This window comes from Sorangiineae bacterium MSr11367, from assembly GCA_037157805.1.
GTDB classification, from domain to species: domain Bacteria; phylum Myxococcota_A; class Polyangia; order Polyangiales; family Polyangiaceae; genus Pendulispora; species Pendulispora rubella.
Genome location: CP089983.1, coordinates 6719503 through 6736296, shown reverse-complemented (window position 1 = coordinate 6736296; position 16794 = coordinate 6719503). Strand labels below are relative to the sequence as shown.

Here is a 16794-nt window from a genome sequence, read left to right as displayed (position 1 = left end):
GGAGGTAGAGCCACGGCGCGCAGGGCGACAAAGCGAAACAAAGCCCCGCCGCACAGCCCGGTTCTTTCGTGGGTACGAAGAGGACCCCGAACGCGCGGTCCGACGACGCAAGTCCGCGGATTCATTTTGGTGCTTGCTTGCGGAGGGGCGAGTTAAATCAGTTAACGCACTGAGCTAAACGAGCTTCGTTTCGCTTCGACCCAGAGCTCGATCTGAAGCTCCGAAATCGCCCCCCAACGACCAGCAACGTCACCAACGACGACCCTCGCCAACTTTGTCTTCGAGGCTGAAAGTCACTCAAGCTTCTTCCGTCGGACCAAGAGGTCCCGCCTGTTTGCCAGTTTGCAGGGGGATGGGACCAGGTTTCGGAGTTTTTTGCAGGGTCATGGGACCAGCCACAAGGCAGGATGATCGGGCCAACCCGCACGGGGAACGTGACGGAGTTTTTTGCAGGGTCATGGGGTCAGCCTTTTGGGGAATTACGCAGGGGCAGGGGCCAGTTCCGGGATGAATACCGTGGATCAAGACATCATGACCATTCAATAAACTCAGCCCCTCCGTGTCTCGAAATCGTTGATAGGTTCCGACGTGCTAGGGTGGGTCGGTGAAAAAAACTGCGTGGCGAGACTACGAAACGTTCACCCAACGAGTGTTCCAAGCCATTCTAACGCATGAAGGTGTTACGAATGTGGATGTTCGGCACGATGTGGAGCTCGTCGGCAAGACGGCGACACATCAAATTGATGTTTACTGGGAATTCGAGCAGGCCGGGGTTCTATATCGCACGGTTGTTTCATGCAAGGATTGGGCTGCCCGCGTGAAGCAGGGCGAAATCTTTACTCTCAAGGCCGTCTTGGATGATCTTCCGGGTCAACCGCGGGGGATTGTTGTCTCTCGCGCAGGCTTTCAGGAGGGCGCGCAGACCTATGCGCGCGCACACGGAATCGGCCTTTACGAACTTCGCGTGCCAGACAAAGGTTACGTCCGCAATCTCGGTCTCGACTTCGAGGCTGTCAAAGCAGTCCTGCACGAACATGAAGTGCTGCTGGACATGCCTTGGATGAGATCCGAGGCGGCGCGTCTCGGCCTCCATGCGTTTCGCTTCACGAGCGAACAATCAGATAAGATCGTATTTACTAGTGAGAACGGCACTCAGGTAATTACGGGTAAACTGATTATGGACCAGTTATTTCCGTTCAACGGCGAGGACATCGGTCGGCGCCATCGACGACGGCACACCTTCAACGAGCCAGTATTCATGGACACAGGAGAGTCTATGTTACCGCGGGCAAAGGTCCTTGCTGTCGAAATCGATCTCGAATGGGTGGTCTATGCACGCACATTCGTTGATTACACTTTGAACGAGTTCGTTGCGTTCGTCCTCAAGAACGTGGTTGATGGGAGACTCCATCGTCTCGACGCGGAAGGACGGCCACTGCCCCCAGAGACCGGTCCAGTGATCGTACTGCCACGGTCATAAATGTAGCGTATCCGCTGCGCGAGGTCCGTTCTTTTCTGATCCCGTAGGACGCAAGCTGCATTGACGTGCGTGTCACGCACAAGTTGCGATCGCAATACGCGTCCCGCGGACCGGTCGACACGCGCCGTCACATCGATTAAGAGCTTTTGGGTGAGGTCTGTAGTCACCGAAATCGACGAATCGCAAGAGGCCCCGCGACGTATATCGAGGCTTCGGCTCGCACTGGGGAGTACCCAAGAGCGAATAAGAGCCTGGGACGGCATCATCCGACTTGACGACGCCAAACGACCTCTTGGCGAAAGGAGGCTATGTGAACTGAAGCAGCACGAGGCGTATTTCCTGTCGAAAATATCGGCAGCCCAGAGCGCAATGGTTCAACTCCTTGTCCTTGCTGACGAAGAGCTCGATGCGGCGGCTACCTTCGAGCCGGCGTGGTGAAGCCTCGTTGCCAACGATGGGCATGGGGCGCGCAACTATCTGCTCCACGTCGTCGATCGCATCGAAGTGACGAGGCCGGAGAGCATTCGCGTCGTTCCTCGCGTCGAGTTCATTGGTGCAGGGGCGGTCACGTACGTGGCCACGAAGGTTGCCGGTGTCCCCGATGGCTCGCGTTCGTCCTCGCGGATGTGGAGGCGGCGCGCGAGGTCCTCCGACGAGCGAATCGCCGTGCCGATTTCGACGGACGCAGCGGCGGCGCGGACGTGAGCCGACGTAGAGCTTCGATGCCATTCAGGAACTTGTGCGGCGAGCGGTTGACATCGACCACCATCTTCACGCAGTGGGGCGAACGCGTCCACGGCCTCGGTCACGTCGTCCACCCGGGGGGGTAGGCTCGCGCGACCGGCCGGCGGGGCCGGCCTGCACCACGCCCGCGAAGGCCCCGTCCGCGGCGCTGTCGATGACGTGCGCCTTCAGGGGGTTCGAGAAGGGCACCACCTAGATCATCCGATCACCGACAAAGCTCCGCGCGGGCCGAGTTCTCGAATTGCTACAAACAGGCGCCCGGACGGTGATCCTCCCCCGCTGCAGTGGACACCGTCACTATGCGGACAGCTTGTTTGATTGCAACAAAATTAATTCAAACTCAATTGGGCTAACGTAGCCAATCGACGAATGCCGTCTAACGGGGTTGTAGAAATTGTCGATGTAGTCGGCGATCGACGCGATCGCGCAAGCCCTCGTCACGTAGTTTTCATGATCGATCAACTCGCCCTTGATTGTGGCGAAGAAGCTCTCGGCGACGGCGTTGTCCCAGCAGTCGCCCTTGCGGCTCATACTAGCCACGAAGCCATGTCGTTCGAGTCCGGCACGGTAGTCGGCGCTCGCGTACGGGCTGCCGCGGTCCGAGTGATGAAGCAGCCCCGTTGGCGGTTTTCGGCTGTTCACGGCGCTGCGAAGGGCCTGCAACGCGAGCTCCCGGTCGTTGGTTTCGCTGGTCGCCCAGCCGACGACTCGTCGCGAATAGAGATCAAGGATCGCGGCGAGGTAAAGCCAGCCTTCAAGGGTCCAGACGTACGTCACGTCGGTCACCCATGCCGTATTCGGAAGATCGACGTCGAACCGTCGCTCGAGCAGATTCGCGGCAACGGGGTGCGCATGCTTCGAGTCCGTGGTGCGACGAAAGCGTCGTTTTCGTTTCGCGGCAATCCCCTGCTGGCGCATCAAGCGTTCGACGCGTTTCCGAGCCACGCGGATGCCCCGAGCCCGCAGTTCCCGATGCACACGCGGGCTTCCGTAGGTGCCACGACTGCGCTTGTGCGACGCTTCAATCTGCGTCGCGAGCTTCTCGTCACTCGTCCTGGCTTTCGACTTCGGCCGTGCTTTCCAGGCGTAGTAGCCGCTTCGCGAGACGCCGAGTACGAAGCAGAGAACCTGAATGGGCCAGAACGTCTTCTCCACGTCGATGAACGCGAACTTCACGTGTTCTCCTTCGCGAAGAATGTTGCTGCTTTTTTTAAGATCTCGCGCTCCATCTCGAGGCGTTTCACCTTTCGGCGAAGCTCCGCGAGTTCCTCACGCTCCGGCGTCGTCAGCTCGTTCGATGTGGCACTCTTCGGCGCTTGCGCGTCGGCGCGCTTGACCCAAGCTCGCAGCGCCGTTTCCGTTAGATCGAGGTCGTTCGCGACCTGCGCGATGGTTCGATCTCCGCTCTTGCAAAGCCGAACTGCATCTGCCTTGAACTCGGGCGTAAACACCCGTCGTTTCCGTTTCGCCATGGGACACTCCTCGCGTTACTTCGAGTTAACGGGACTGTCCACTGAAACGGGGGACCTCCACGGCGCGGTCGGGAAGCGTACGTGCGCGGATTCGTTTCCGAGCTTTGTTGTGGAGGTTTGAGTTAACCGCGGTCAACGCTCTGTTAACCAAGCTTCGTTTCGCTTCGACCCGATGCACGAAGTGAAGCTCCGAAACCACCCCCGCGAAGCTCTCTCGAAGCCTTATTTCCGCCGCGCTGCGGGGACCCGGTTCTTTAGCATCGTCTTGAATAGCGCTTCTTCTGGATTTGGCAAGCGCAGATAGAATGTTTTCGGCGACTTTATCGATTAGTTTTGTGCCCCAGAAAGGGTCGTTGATGTCATAAAATATCACCCAAATATGTCTGATGTCGAACGGGTTGTCGTTGACAGTTGCCGACACCAGCACCACCGGCTTATTTAGTGCATGGGCAAGTCCCAGTTCATAGAAGACATTTGGTTTTTTTTGTTGTCAATTCGGCGACAAGTACCTTGGCCTCATTAATGCCACGGTAGATCTGATCGATAATTTTGCCCGGACCGAAGGTCTCGTCGTCAGCACGCACCGGTTTCAATCCTGCCTTGAGTACGGCGGGTTCTTATACCGATGCGTAGTAGCTTCCGATCGGATTAGCGAAGGGCATCATTACAAATCACGTGTCACCTTCCTTTACATCAGCTCTCTTACTGAGTTTTGCTAGTGTCGGTGCGTTGTCTGGGGCGCTCCCACTAGAACGATCTGACCACGGCCGGAAGACCTCGGCCTCCACCGTGGCCACCAGGGCGCGTTCGTACCAGCGCTCGAGAACCCGCGGGTCGATGCACGCGCCAAGCTGCTTGTGGCCCGCGGGCGAGAGTGCTGTCTCGTGCGCGGCGAAGAGCCTTATGATCTCGGCGCGGCGAAGATTGAGGCGTTCGCACTGCGACTTCACGTCATCGAAGCTATGGCCGTCCGCGAAGTAATCCAGGTCGGAGCGACAGCCTTCAGCGGAGAAAATCGCCAGCCTGCCGGGGCCGCCGAATGCGAGGTCTCCTCGCAGAGGCGAAAGACGCGTGCAGGAGACGTATCGTTCGGGAGCACGGGACCATCAGATCGTGCTCTCGAATCATCGGTCCGTGCGCGCCGGCGGGCAACGCCGCGTCTAGAGTCCTCCGTGGCAAAACCGGATTGCTCTCAAGGGGAAACGAAAACGATGGCGAACATCAAACAGAACACCATGCGGGCCGCCGTCATCGAGCGGTTCGGGGGGCCCGAGTTGCTTACGCTACGAACCTTGCCCGTGCCAGAGGTCGGGCCCAGCGATGTCTTGATCCGGGTGGAGGTGGCAGGTGTGGCCTCGTGGGACGGCGTTGAGCGCGAGGGACACTACGACGGGGCTTTCGGAATGCCTTCGACATTTCCCTATGTCCTCGGCTGGGACGGAGCGGGCACTGTCGCGGCTGTGGGCGAGCAAGTCAGCCGCTTCAAGGAGGGCGACCGGGTGTACGCCGCCTCCATGCCGCTCCCCAGGGGAGGATTCTATGCCGAGTACACCGTAGTGGCGGCGAAGAACGTCTCGCTTATCCCCGAGAAGCTGACAATCGAGCAGGCGGGCGTAGTGGCATGGGACGCGTTGACCGCCCTTAGTGGCCTGGAAAAGCTGGGTCTGAAGCAGGACCAGACTGTGATGATCTTGGGGGCCAGCGGCGGCATCGGGCACATGGCGGTGCAGATCGGCAAACGAATGGGAGCCCACGTATTGGCGGTGGCGTCGGGTGATGACGGCGTGGCACTGTCGAGTCGGCTGGGTGCCGACGCCGTCGTCAACGGGCGCAAGGACGACGCGGGGGCCGCCGCCCGTGACTTCGCACCTGGAGGAATAGATGCCGCCCTCGTCACCTACGGAGGCGAGGCGACCGATCAGGCGCTAACGGCCGTGCGCGACGGCGGCCAAGTCTCCTGCCCCTACGGCGTGATGCCGGAGCCGAATGTCCGTTCCAGCGTGGAACTCGTTCGCTACAACGGCGACATCGGTCAAGCCGCGACCGACACGCTCAACCGCCTCATCGAAACCGGGTCGTTCGAGGTCCATGTCGCTCGCACGTTTCCGTTCGAGCAGGTCGCCGACGCGCACCGGGCGCTGCGCACTCACTATCTTGGCAAACTTGCCCTTCGGGTAACCTGAGTGAACCTATTGTGATCCCGCCGGGCTGATACGGTGTCCCATCTAGGCCGAGGCTACCGCCTGTGGCAGGCCACCACGATGTCGATGCCGGCCTTGAGGATGGCTCGTGGTCCCACGGGTTCGTCCCATGACCCCGACCACGCGAGGTCGGCCAAGCCATAGCCCACCCCGAGCACGGGGCGATGATTCACGATGGCCGGCAGCGCCCCGCGCACTGACGTGTCGAGCAGCGGGAGAGGCGGCTCGGCACCGGTGAGCCAAAAGCGATCATCGAAAGGTTCCACCCCGAATTGACGCTCGGTCCCCAAGTGAAGTGCCTTGGCTACCGCATGTGCCCAGGTCTCTCTCTGAATTCCGAAAAAGCGGATCGCCTCCGCAAGACTCGTACGCAGCGAGCTCGCAAAACCTCTTGCATGCCGGTCAACGTCGAGGGCGAGTCGGCGCCACCTTTCGCCGGGCGGCCTCCGGTTCCCGAACGCGGTAGGGTCGCGTCGGAATACGCAATTGACAGTTGTAACTTGAATCTTCGCGAGCGCCTACAAAGGAGGCGGCGGGACTGATCTTCACCGTTTCCCTCGGATCGTTTACTCCCCTGAAGCCGCCGTCGTGGCGGATGTTGCGCCGTTGGCGCATCGAACGGAGCCGCCGTTCACGGCATCGTCGAGAGTAACTGTCGGCTGGCGCTAAACAGAGGTTGCGAGAAAAACTGACGCGACAGCGAGGTTATTCGTCGAGCGACGAATAATCGCGTACCATCTTTCTGAATAGAATCAAAGACATGACGATGTCTGGTTTGACCGATGTCACATTCGCTCGCGGCCAACCGAGCTCGCTTTCAGCTATCTACAATAGAAAATTACACACGCGATCTCTGGGTGCGTCGAGACCTCAGGGATTATGAGTCCCGCTCAAAGGATGAGCGGTCACTCTCGTGACCAGGGCCATTTTGTCCAGTTGGATGGCGGGCTCGGCGGTGATTCATCATTCGCTCTCTTACGGATGTGCGATCACCATGAGCGAGGGTGCCCGCTTTCGCGCGCACTCCAAAGCCTGCGCCTGTGTCTCTGGATCGAGAGAGGCGAAGCTCTCGTCGAGGATCACGAGTTCAGCCCCCTGGAGGAGCGCGCGCGCCAGATACACACGGCTTCGTTCACCGTGGGAGAGCTGCCATCCAGTTTCGCCGACCCGCTGCATTAAGCCCCCGGGCATACGGTCCAGCAGAGGGCCAAGGCCGAGTTCGCGGCAAATTCTTGCGGCCTCGCGAAGGTCTTCTTCGCGAGGAGGCCACTGGCGACCCATGAGCAGATTGAATGCGAGAGTCTCCGAAAAAAGGTGGTTCTCGTGGAACTGGGGTGCGACGGCGATATTGTGCCGCCACGCATCGGCGCCTAGCGACTTTCGATCAAGTCCACGGAAGAGAACCAGGCCTGACTCGTGGGGCCGCAGTCCGGCGACCACAGACCCGAAGGTTGATTTGCCGGCGCCCGACGGGCCCTCCACGAGGACGCGTTCGCCGCGCTGGATACGGAATGTGACATCTCGGAGGACGGCAGCGCCGTCGGCGCGATACCGAAAATCGAGATGTCGCACGTCGAGCAGCGTCGCAGCCTCTGAATCGGTGTCCTTCGGCGGCGTTCGCGTTGAGGCAGCCGGCTCAAAGCGTGTCGCCGCGTGAAAGAGCGGCTCGGCATGTTTCCATGCCGCTACCGCGCCAACGAGGGAGGTGAGCCCGGTGGTGATGCGGAGGAGCGCACTCCGTGCGAGCAGAACACCTCCGATGCCGACAGCGAGTTTCTCGGGCGATGCCGCGCCGGCAATAAACGCTGGCGCAAGGACCGCAAAGCCAAGGAGCATCCAGCCCCGGGGCAGCAGGCCCGTGATGGCTGTGTTGACGCGGTCCAGGGCGTGTGTGGCTTCGGCGTAGGCGGCGAGGGCACGGTCTTCATCGTCGTGCCAGTGGGCCGAGTCTTCCTGGGCAACGCGAGTGCGGTGACCGGCCATTCGCTCGATCATGTCCTCGGTCATCGTGATGCGCGCGCGCGACCATCCTATCCAGCGGCGGGCGAATCGATAGATGAGAAAGGCGGCGAATGCGAGCCAGCCGAGAAATGCTAGAACGCTCGAAACGCCCGATGGCCCGAGAGCGAGCACGGGTAGGGAGATGGCCAGTTCCACGAGCGCTATGAGGCTGACGAAGCCCCCGTGCATGGCCAGATCTTCGACGGCATCGACTTCGATGACCTGGCCCAAAAGCTGACCCGTGCCTTCGCTCCGGATGGAGTCCGGGACGGAATTGAGGGCCCCAAGCAGCATCCGCTGCTTCAAGAGGAGGCCAGCGGAAATGCTGGTGATACCCTGCCACCACGCGGTCAGGACGCGAATGGGAACGAGCGTGGCCAGAACGAGAGCCCACGCGTACAGCCAACCCCGGTCCAGATGGCCCGAGAGCGCTCCGCGTCCGAGGATCCACCACCCGAGCACGGACAGGGCGAAGCTCACCGCGTGCGCGGCGGTCATGGCACGCAGGGTCCGGATGACCCCCGCGCTTCGGAGTTGGTGAAGAAAGGGAGTTGCAGGGGAAAGGCGCAGAGCCCATCCCACGTCAAGAGGAAGCTCACGCACCTGTTCTCTGAGAAGAGCAGCTCGCGCGCGCGCGCGGTCTCGGGACGAGATCGGAATACGCGCAAGAAGCGCTTCGATGCGCGCGCCGTGCGCACCTTCTGTTTCGAGGTAAAGGGCATCGCGCAACATGGTCAGCGGGATGGTGCGCACCGAATGATCGGGGGCAAGGATGCGAGCGCGCTTGGAGTTCGCATCGAGAAGCGCGATGAGCTGGTGCTCATCGGAAGCCGACGACCCGACTACGCGCAGCAGGGCGGGGGCGGTGCCGCAGAGCAGTGTATCGATGTCGCCGTACCGGCCGTATAGCGGCTCCGCCTCGAGTCCGAAGGCGCGCACGGTATCCTCGAGTCCCATGTGGACGGGTAGGGGCCCTCGCGTAGGGAGTCCAGTAGTCCGAGCGATCGACTCCACGACTTCGCCCGCGCGTGACTTCGACCATACGAAAGGCATGATGGGCGAGCTCACAGTCGCACCTCGGTTTCTTCCGCGGCCTCTGGCGATCCATCCATGAGCTGGCCATTGCGGACCGTGACCCTTCGCCAGGCGCTTTCGTTCCACATCCTGCGCTGAACGTTCTCCTCGGCAAGAAGCATGGCTGCATATCGCGAATCGGCGCGCTTGCAGAGGGCTCGAGGTGGTCCCTGCTCGCAGACGCGGCCATCCACAAGGACGATGACGTGATCGAAGTCGCGTGTGTCCATCACGTCGTGCGTCGCGCAGAGGAGGGTGGCGTCTTTCCATCGCTCGCGCGCGCGCCCCAAGAGCGCGCGCCGGCGCTCACGAGCCAGTCCGCGGAAGGCCTCATCGAGGATAACCAGCTGCGGCTTGCGCATCATGGCGCGCCCAAGCCGCACGCGCTGTCCCTCCCCGCCGGCCACGAGTGCGCCGCCCTCGCCAAGATTGGTTTGAAGGCCATCGGGCAGTCGCTCGAGGAGGCTCAGAAGATCGGCATCTTCGAGAACCGTGCCCACGCGCCGTTCGCCGTTGGAGACGGCCCCGTACTCGAGATTCGCGAGAAGCGACCGATTCCAAAGATGGATGGCGGCATCGACCCACGCTGTTTGCCTGCGGACCTGTTTCAGGTGGTCGCCGCGCAACGGCAGCCCGTTCACCGACACAGAACCGGAGGCGGGCCGATGCCATCCGAGAAGCAACGCCACGAGGCTCGATTTCCCAGCTCCCGACGCACCAACGATCGCGACGTGGGCGCCGCTGGGAATGGCGAGATCGACGTCCTCGAGAATCGTATGTCCCGCCGCGCGTACCGACACGTTACGAAACACGATATATGCTTCCGCGACGCCCGAGCGGGCGCGGCCTCCCGGCTGGCTTCCATTGTTCGCCTCCGGCTCTTCGACGGCATCGAGCGGTTCCACGAGGCGAAGCAACCGATTTCGCATCGAAGGATAAAGAAGCGCGGTGCGAGTGATTTCCTGCCCGAGTACCGGGACATTCAGCGCCCAATAGACGAATAGCAGGACGGCCGCCGGTTCCGGCTCGTGCGTCAGATAGGCAAATACGAGAAAGACGACTAGAAGCGAACCAGCGATCTGCTGAAGCGCATCGATGAACGTCGAAGCGCGAATTCGGTCGAGCGAAGCTCGGGACCATTCCATCATCACCCGCGCGTGCTGCCGACGTACAGCACTCTCCGCACCATGCGCTCGCGCCGGCAACAGCCCGAGCAGGCCATCGAGGTAGAACCGGGTGAGCGATCCATCGAACGAGCGGGCGCGCAGATCGCGCTCGGCCATGGTCTGCTGCGCGAACCACGGGCCGACGGTGGAGACCACCACCGCTAGGAGGACGAGCGGCCAACTGCGAGCATCGATCCAGACCAGCCCCGCCGCAGCCACGAGCAGGTCCATTGTGCTGCGCAAGAGGCGACCGCCGAGCTGTGGAAGCTCGCGGATTGGGTGAATGGCATGGGCTCGATGCGCCATGTCCGACATGGGACGGGACTGAAAGTAGCGATCGTGCAGGCGCGGTATCTTGCGCAGAAAGGCGACGCGTAGACGCGTCTCGAGCCGTCGGCCCATACGCAGCGCGCCGCCGGAAAGGGAGACGTCGAGCACGAGCAAGACGGCAAATAGCGCTGCCAGGACGCCGAAGCCCGCGAGCCGCTGTTCCGCGATATTGAGATGACGTCCGACGTCGATGGCTGCGCGCAGAAGCAGCACCTCGAGCGCGCCGCCAAGCGTTGCGGCGACGAGGGACATCAGGAGGAGCCCGGGCGCGAGTACGCCGTCCTCGCGGAGGATGGAACCAAGATGGCGCAACGGTTGCGGGGGCCGCTCGCGAAGGGCAGCCCTTACGTCGGCGGGAAGCCGCGCATCTGTTCTCTCTGGGCGGACGCCGAAGATGCGGACGAGTACAGCTCCTGTGAGCTTGACGTGCTCGGGGGTCGCGGTCGGTGCGGCCGACCAGTAACAGCGTGGTACAACCGGTTCGCCAGAATCGAAATGTCCAGCGACAAGGTCGCGCAGCGCTTCGTCGAAGAGAGCTGCAAGGAGCGAGTTCGCCGCGTGCCCGCGTTTAACGACCTTCTCCGAGACCAGCGACGCGGTCATCCTCAAGGCCGCATCGAGCGCGCCGAACGAACGCCATGATGGGTCTGTACGAGCACGCTCCAGGAGTCCTGCTCCCGACTTTCGGACGCCGATGCGAGCGAAGCGCGCCGCGAATGCCTGATGCGACTCTACGCTTCCGACCCATGTGCGCCATTGCGATGCAGGAACCGGCATTCCGTGTTTGAACGTGATCTGCCGCAAGGTCGTGATGTCCGCCCAAAGCCGCCCACGCCCCGGATCCATTATCTGAAAGTACCGGCCGATGCGTCGCCAAACGACGATGAAGTGCAGTGCACCTACCGGATCCTTCGTTACAAGGAGGGCTGGAAACGGGGCGCCCACCGCCAGGTGCTCGAACGGCAACATGGTTTGTGTCGCATCGAGCCCAAGGCGAACGGCCAGATCTTCGAGGACATCGATCGACGTACCATCGACCTCGGTTTGCGCCGCTTCCCGAAGGCGCCCGTAGCTGACGTTGATTCCGTATCCTTCGAGGAGCGACTTGAGGGCGGCCGGCCCGCAATCCATCGCGGAAGTCTGAATGACCTCGGGTGCCAAGAACCGGCGCCTCATTGCCGGGTGATACGCTTGCGCCGATCCTCGGCTGGCCGCGCTGGGTCGCTATTGTGTGATGGGTGAAGAAGCCGTCCCACGGCGCGTAAGACGAGCACGGCCGGTGTTGCTTGCTCGACTTCGATTTCCACCGTTCCCGGCAATCCGTGTTGCAGCGGAATGCGGTCGCTTGTGGACACGATATTCAACTCAACCCGCGCACGCCCATCGCGTACCTCGCGCGCAACGTCTGTGACGGACGCCTGCGTATCGCCGAACTCCGTCCAGGGAAAGCCATCGAAGCGCACGTGCGCGGTCTGGCCAGTGCGCACGTGTCCGAACGCCGAGGACGGCTTGAACTCGGCGACTACTCGCAGATCGCCGTGCGCAACGATGGTTCCGAGGTGGTCACCTTCGTCCACGAACGAGCCCGGACGGACGGAGCTGATTTCGCCAACGCGCCCACTCGCCGGCGCCCGGATGCGGCGTCGATCAATTTCGTGCTCGATGGACCCGATCTGCGCCTGGACTTGCTGGAGCTCTGACTCGAGCCGGACTACGTCTCGTTGCAGTCCGGCAATGCGGATACGCCGGTCGGATTGTCCCGTAATCCACTCGCCTTCGCGCTTGGTCCGTTGCGCGCGAAGCGCCGCGGCCGCCGCTGCCTTCCGCTCGGCGTCCGATTTCGCTCGGACCGCGTCAATTTCCGGAACTGCACCGCTATCCGAGAGTCGCTCGATTCTTTCGAGCTCCTCCCGCGCGAGCCGGGTAGCGATCTCCGCCTCTTCGGCACGACTCGAGCTCTCGCCGAGAATCGCGTCGCCCTGGTTTCGAAAGGCGGAGAGCGCCCTATTTTCGGCCGCCAATTCGGCCTGGGTTGCGCCGAGCTGCGGGCCAAGGCTTGCCGCCTTTACCTTTGCCTCACCCAGTGCCAGTCGTTGCGGTTCGGCGTCCAATTCGGCGAGCACATCGCCCTCGTCCACCTCTTGTTCCAGGGCGAAGTTGATTTTGATGACACGTCCAGGGATCGGCGCATCAAGCGGGTGCGCCGCGCGGACGACCTCGAGGCGGGCGGCCTCGCTTGTCTCATAAACCGAGAGTTTTGCCGTGAAGAGCCACATTGCCCAAACGCTGAGAAGGGAGACAGCGACCAGGGCCGTGAAGGACGCGCGCGCGCGGGAGCCTCTATCGAGCGCGCGGAACGTTCGAGCAAATGCTTCAGACATCAACTACGCTCGCTTGCGCCCGACCCAGGATGTGGTTCCGAGCCATGCGCGCGCTAGTAGCTCGCGTGCACGGCGGATGCGGTAGTCGACCTGTCCGCGTGTCATACTGAGCTCCCGGGCGGCATCACGCTCGGAGAGACCATCGTCGTTGAGCGCAAGCACGACCTTGCGATCCGTTGTGCTCATGGCGGCCAATGCATCGTCAACTTTTGCGGCGCCCTCGGCCGCTCGGAGCAAGTCCTCCGGCGTTGCGGCCCGGCGCAAGACATCAAGTTCCCATGCTCGGACCTCTTCGTCCGAGGCTCGCGCCGCCTCCAACCCGACATTTCGACGCACGGCGGTGGCGACGCGGGATGCGACTATGAATACGTACGCAAACCGCTCGGCTTCTGGCATCCCGGAAAGTCGATCGAGGTGAGGTAACAGAGCGATCAAAGACTCCTGGAGGGCGTCGTCTGCGTAGCATCGACGCAGATGAAGCGGCCGAATACCGGCTCGAATTGAGGGAAGAAGTTCGGCGACGAATCTGGAGCGCAGTGTGGGGAGCATTCGAATCAGCCCTCGACTCGTTCGATGATCCCCGCCGCGGCCACTGTAGCGAGTAGCTCCTCCGCATCTTTTTCCGACAGTCCGAGCCGGCAAATGTCGTCAAACCCAAAGCGCTCGCTGAGTCGGCGCCGGGATATCCAGAGACAAGCGTTGGCGAACTCTTTGGGTACCTCGTATTCGACGGCACGTTCAACAAGCGGCGTTGAGGCCATCAACCGCACGTGCTTCGTCTCGCCGGCAGACCTTGACTCGATCCCGATACCACCCTGGGCGACGCGCTTGTAAACGGCATTGCGTTGGCCCTCTTGAATGTCGAGTTCATCGCACTCGACCGGACCAATTACGTCCGAAACGCTCAGGCCCGCGATTTCCTCCGCAATCTGCGACAACATAGGCCCAAGTTCGACTTCCGCGCGACGACGTTCATTCGGATTACGGCCTAACCCAAATGCATTGCGTCGCCACTCCGGCCGCCGAATGAGTACACGATGAACCATGTCCTCAACCAGGTCCGCCCAGCAGACGGCTCGGTAATGGATGTGCGCTGATATCGAATCGGACCTTGTCTCTGTCGCATGCCAGAACCCTCGCGGCACGTACAAGACCGTCCCTGGCGTTGCAACGATCTCGCGTGTGTTTGCAGGTATCTCAGTCGGCCATTCGTTCGGTGCGTAGTTCCGAATGGCAGGTGGCACCGGTCGCTGAAGGAGGCCAGTGTGTCCAAGAGGCAGTGGCGCTGTCGAATTTTCGGCAATACGCCATACCTTTGTACCACGGAGCTGAATGACGAAGGTGTCGGTCGCGTCAAAATGCATCGGTGTAAAGCAATCGCGACTGGAGAGATATAAGTTGCAGCTGACATGGGAGGGCGGCAAGTCGAAAGTTCGAGCGAGAGCCTGCGCACTCAGCATGAGGCACTCCGGATTCTCAACGTGCACCGTCTGGTTCGCATGATAGAATTTGTTCGCATCCGCAAGCGACATAGATGCCTTGTTGACGAGCCGTCCATTCGCAAAGATCGGAACCTGGGGCGAGCCGCCGAGAGATAGAAGCCAATCTCCGTCATCCGAAGCCCTTGGACCAACATCTGCGTACGCACCCAGCGATGACGGCCCTCGTTCGCGAATGAACGGCTGCTGGAACCAGTGTAGATTGCGAAACTGGGTGAGGTTGAGTGGCCAGACCCAAGTCTCCACATCATGCCCGAGTGGGGGGGATTCCATCATTTGACTCATCGCGGTTGAAAGTCGGGGTGTCCAAGTTGCCAAAAGACAAAAGCGTAGGCATCCGTGTACCGGTCAACGAGCTGGTCCGCCGTGGTGCTCTGGTGTCCCTGGTTGGCGACAACGGTCAACAATACAGGATGCCCGCTGCTTGATGCTGCTTGAAGGCGCGCAGCAAGCTTTCCGGATTGCCACGTCGGTAGTCGAGGGTCATTTGCCCCGACCTGGAGGAGAACCGCCGGATAAGAAACCCCATCACGCACGCGTTGAACGGTGTCGATTTTGAGGAGGCCTTCGAATCCGTCCTTGGTTGTCGTGGAACCGAACTCTTTTGCGTTTTCCGCTCCTGACGGCAAAGTGTCGATTCGAAGGACGTTCGTTGCACCGGAAATTAAGACAACAGTTCGAAAGAGCTCCGGACGTCGGGTCATCGCACCACCTGCAACCATGGCTCCGGCGCTCACTCCATTCGCAACCAAATGCGACGAGGTGGTGTATCCGTCAGCGATGAGCTTCTCAGCGCAGGCAATGAAATCATCAATCGAGCGCTCTTTATTGCCCTTCATGGCTGCCCGGTGCCACTCAGCACCATTCTCCCCACCACCGCGAACGTGGGCGAGGGCCCAAATACCTCCGCGCTTCAGCCAGGCGTCTCGAACTGGGTAGAATTCGGGGGATAGAGTGTATCCACCCGCACCGTAGCCGAGAAGCCAAACGTACTGTTTTCCATCCCGCTCACTCCCTTTAGGCACAAGAAGAGTAATAGGGACTTGAGTGCCGTCCTTGCTCGTCGCAGTAGTGCGCTCAACGCGCACGTTCGCGAAGGCTTTTGGCGGAGGATTGAATGGGAGCGTGGTAGGCGCAGTATCGCGTTCTGCATCCCATTTCATCCAAGTCGGTGATTGGGTATACGCCTCGACACGCATCATGGTGCTTGTGGCGGTGGGGCGCGACGAGAAGGTCTCCACGGACAATTCAGCCGGCAACGCTGCCTCGGTCCGTGTACCGTCGCTGGCAATATGAAGGAGTCGATGTACCCCACGACGGAGTATTAGCGCGAAGATACCATCCGATGCCGGCCGAACTTCTTCTAGTACATCCTCGCTTTCCGGCACGATGGGAGTCGCACCGGCGATATCGGGAGCGTTGGCTCGTGTACGCAAGATTCGACCACGGTTGGCATTCCGAAAAGAAAGGACATATAGCTCGTTTCCATGTACCGCCGCTTGCGTAATCTGCTCTTCGGGCGAAACGATCTTGCGCCAATTGCTCGTAGTCGCCAGTTGAGATGCCGGCTTCACATAAAGCGAGAGCTCTCTGGCCACGCCATGGTGAACGATCCCTATGGCGGTATCACTTCCCTCGGTGAAGGCAACTTCTGGATCGTCTTCGGGAGCGCCGCCGAGAGACGCGCCGCCAAACACTGTTCGGTCCTGCTCGGGGATTTTACCCAATAGATGAAGGGCTACCTCGGCATTATGATAGCGCGAGAAGGGGTCGGCTTTGTCGGCACCATGAGGATAACGAGTATATGTGAAGCCCCGCGCATTTGGAAGCCAAGCGACATCCATCATCCGCAGATGTTCGATTCGATCCGGGAGGTCTTTCGCATCGCTGGTACGAATTACACGGAGTGTCCGCTCCTCGGTACCGCCGCTCGACGTCATGACAATGACGAACGCTCCGCCTGGCGATGGAACGAACGAGTCCAGGGAGGTATGGGCCGAAGGAGCGCTCGACGGATCAAAGATGAGCTTTTCATCTGAAGAATTCCGCGGGCGGAAGTACAACGCCGCGGAGGGGGCGCCGCCAGCTTTGCGCGCCAGGAATGTCCCAGTTTCCGTTTCTCGCACGTCGACGATCGCATCGCTACTCTTCGTGGCAGCAAGAAGGTCATCGCGAAGGGCCGAGCGCCCGGGGACGTGCGAGAGCAGCCCTCGGGCATAGCCATCTTGGCTGGAGAGCCACGCCGCATACTCCGTGGATTTCGGGTCCTCCATCCAACGATATCGATCCGTCACATCGACGCCAAAATATGTGTCGACCACCGGTCGGACAGCAGTGATCGGTGGCGACTCGCCGACAAGAGGCTTCGCGAGCTTGGTGGAATCAGTCATGGGGACGGCAGCAGGGGGGCTCGAATTGCCACACGCAAGACCAAACAGGATTACTG

Annotated in this window: 12 protein-coding genes; 2 read left to right on the top strand and 10 right to left on the bottom strand. The window is 61.0% G+C overall.

What is annotated here, in order from left to right; genetic code table 11:
• The first annotated feature begins 604 nt into the window (after window positions 1-604).
• Window positions 605-1480: a restriction endonuclease gene (locus tag LVJ94_25895; protein WXB10647.1), complete on the top strand. Its 876-nt coding sequence runs from the start codon at window positions 605-607 to the stop codon at window positions 1478-1480.
• A 306-nt stretch (window positions 1481-1786) separates the two neighbouring features.
• Here the strand turns inward: LVJ94_25895 and LVJ94_25890 are convergent, their stop codons facing one another.
• The 3 genes from LVJ94_25890 to LVJ94_25880 all read right to left on the bottom strand — a co-directional run bounded on the left by LVJ94_25890 (window position 1787) and on the right by LVJ94_25880 (window position 4126).
• Window positions 1787-1942, bottom strand: coding sequence for a hypothetical protein (locus tag LVJ94_25890; GenBank protein ID WXB10646.1), 156 nt, complete (start codon window positions 1940-1942; stop codon window positions 1787-1789).
• Window positions 1943-2521: 579 nt separating this feature from the next.
• Window positions 2522-3696 (bottom strand): IS3 family transposase gene (locus LVJ94_25885; GenBank protein ID WXB10645.1). Its coding sequence is split into 2 segments (ribosomal slippage): window positions 2522-3441 and window positions 3441-3696, totalling 1176 coding nucleotides; the frame shifts between segments, so codons are not numbered across the junction.
• Between the two features lie 25 nt (window positions 3697-3721).
• A complete protein-coding gene (locus LVJ94_25880) occupies window positions 3722-4126 on the bottom strand; it encodes a hypothetical protein (GenBank protein WXB10644.1) in 405 nt (134 codons plus the stop codon).
• Window positions 4127-4907: 781 nt separating this feature from the next.
• On the opposite strand from LVJ94_25880, the gene LVJ94_25875 reads away from it, so the two are divergent.
• The gene (locus LVJ94_25875) at window positions 4908-5879 is read left to right on the top strand and encodes an NADP-dependent oxidoreductase (protein WXB10643.1); all 972 of its coding nucleotides are present in this window, start codon (window positions 4908-4910) and stop codon (window positions 5877-5879) included.
• Window positions 5880-5932: 53 nt separating this feature from the next.
• Here the strand turns inward: LVJ94_25875 and LVJ94_25870 are convergent, their stop codons facing one another.
• The 7 genes from LVJ94_25870 to LVJ94_25840 form a co-directional block, all read right to left on the bottom strand.
• Window positions 5933-6163: a hypothetical protein gene (locus LVJ94_25870; protein WXB10642.1), complete on the bottom strand. Its 231-nt coding sequence runs from the start codon at window positions 6161-6163 to the stop codon at window positions 5933-5935.
• A gap of 709 nt (window positions 6164-6872) precedes the next feature.
• Window positions 6873-8855: an ABC transporter ATP-binding protein/permease gene (locus LVJ94_25865; GenBank protein WXB10641.1), complete on the bottom strand. Its 1983-nt coding sequence runs from the start codon at window positions 8853-8855 to the stop codon at window positions 6873-6875.
• 107 nt (window positions 8856-8962) lie between these two features.
• Window positions 8963-11644 carry an ATP-binding cassette domain-containing protein gene (locus LVJ94_25860; protein ID WXB10640.1) on the bottom strand — a complete coding sequence of 894 codons (2682 nt, stop codon included), beginning with the start codon at window positions 11642-11644 and terminating at the stop codon, window positions 8963-8965.
• Complete coding sequence (locus LVJ94_25855; protein ID WXB10639.1) at window positions 11641-12849, bottom strand: HlyD family efflux transporter periplasmic adaptor subunit; 1209 nt, start codon at window positions 12847-12849, stop codon at window positions 11641-11643. Before LVJ94_25855 ends, LVJ94_25860 begins: the two co-directional genes overlap by 4 nt.
• A gap of 3 nt (window positions 12850-12852) precedes the next feature.
• On the bottom strand, window positions 12853-13035 hold the full coding sequence (locus tag LVJ94_25850) for a sigma-70 region 4 domain-containing protein (protein WXB10638.1): 183 nt from the start codon (window positions 13033-13035) through the stop codon (window positions 12853-12855).
• Window positions 13036-13403: 368 nt separating this feature from the next.
• Window positions 13404-13790, bottom strand: coding sequence for a hypothetical protein (locus tag LVJ94_25845; protein WXB10637.1), 387 nt, complete (start codon window positions 13788-13790; stop codon window positions 13404-13406).
• Window positions 13791-14629: 839 nt separating this feature from the next.
• Entirely contained in the window at window positions 14630-16738 is a 2109-nt protein-coding gene (locus LVJ94_25840; GenBank protein ID WXB10636.1) for a prolyl oligopeptidase family serine peptidase, read from the bottom strand.
• Between the last annotated feature and the right edge of the window lie 56 nt (window positions 16739-16794).

Excerpts from the sequence above, each read along its gene's own strand:
- LVJ94_25890 (WXB10646.1), bottom strand. The coding sequence starts at position 1,942 with ATGCCCATCGTTGGCAACGAGGCTTCACCACGCCGGCTCGAAGGTAGC.
- LVJ94_25875 (WXB10643.1), top strand. The coding sequence starts at position 4,908 with ATGGCGAACATCAAACAGAACACCATGCGGGCCGCCGTCATCGAGCGG.
- LVJ94_25865 (WXB10641.1), bottom strand. The coding sequence starts at position 8,855 with ATGGGACTCGAGGATACCGTGCGCGCCTTCGGACTCGAGGCGGAGCCG.
- LVJ94_25860 (WXB10640.1), bottom strand. The coding sequence starts at position 11,644 with ATGAGGCGCCGGTTCTTGGCACCCGAGGTCATTCAGACTTCCGCGATG.
- LVJ94_25855 (WXB10639.1), bottom strand. The coding sequence starts at position 12,849 with ATGTCTGAAGCATTTGCTCGAACGTTCCGCGCGCTCGATAGAGGCTCC.
- LVJ94_25850 (WXB10638.1), bottom strand. The coding sequence starts at position 13,035 with ATGAGCACAACGGATCGCAAGGTCGTGCTTGCGCTCAACGACGATGGT.
- LVJ94_25845 (WXB10637.1), bottom strand. The coding sequence starts at position 13,790 with ATGTTGTCGCAGATTGCGGAGGAAATCGCGGGCCTGAGCGTTTCGGAC.
- LVJ94_25840 (WXB10636.1), bottom strand. The coding sequence starts at position 16,738 with ATGACTGATTCCACCAAGCTCGCGAAGCCTCTTGTCGGCGAGTCGCCA.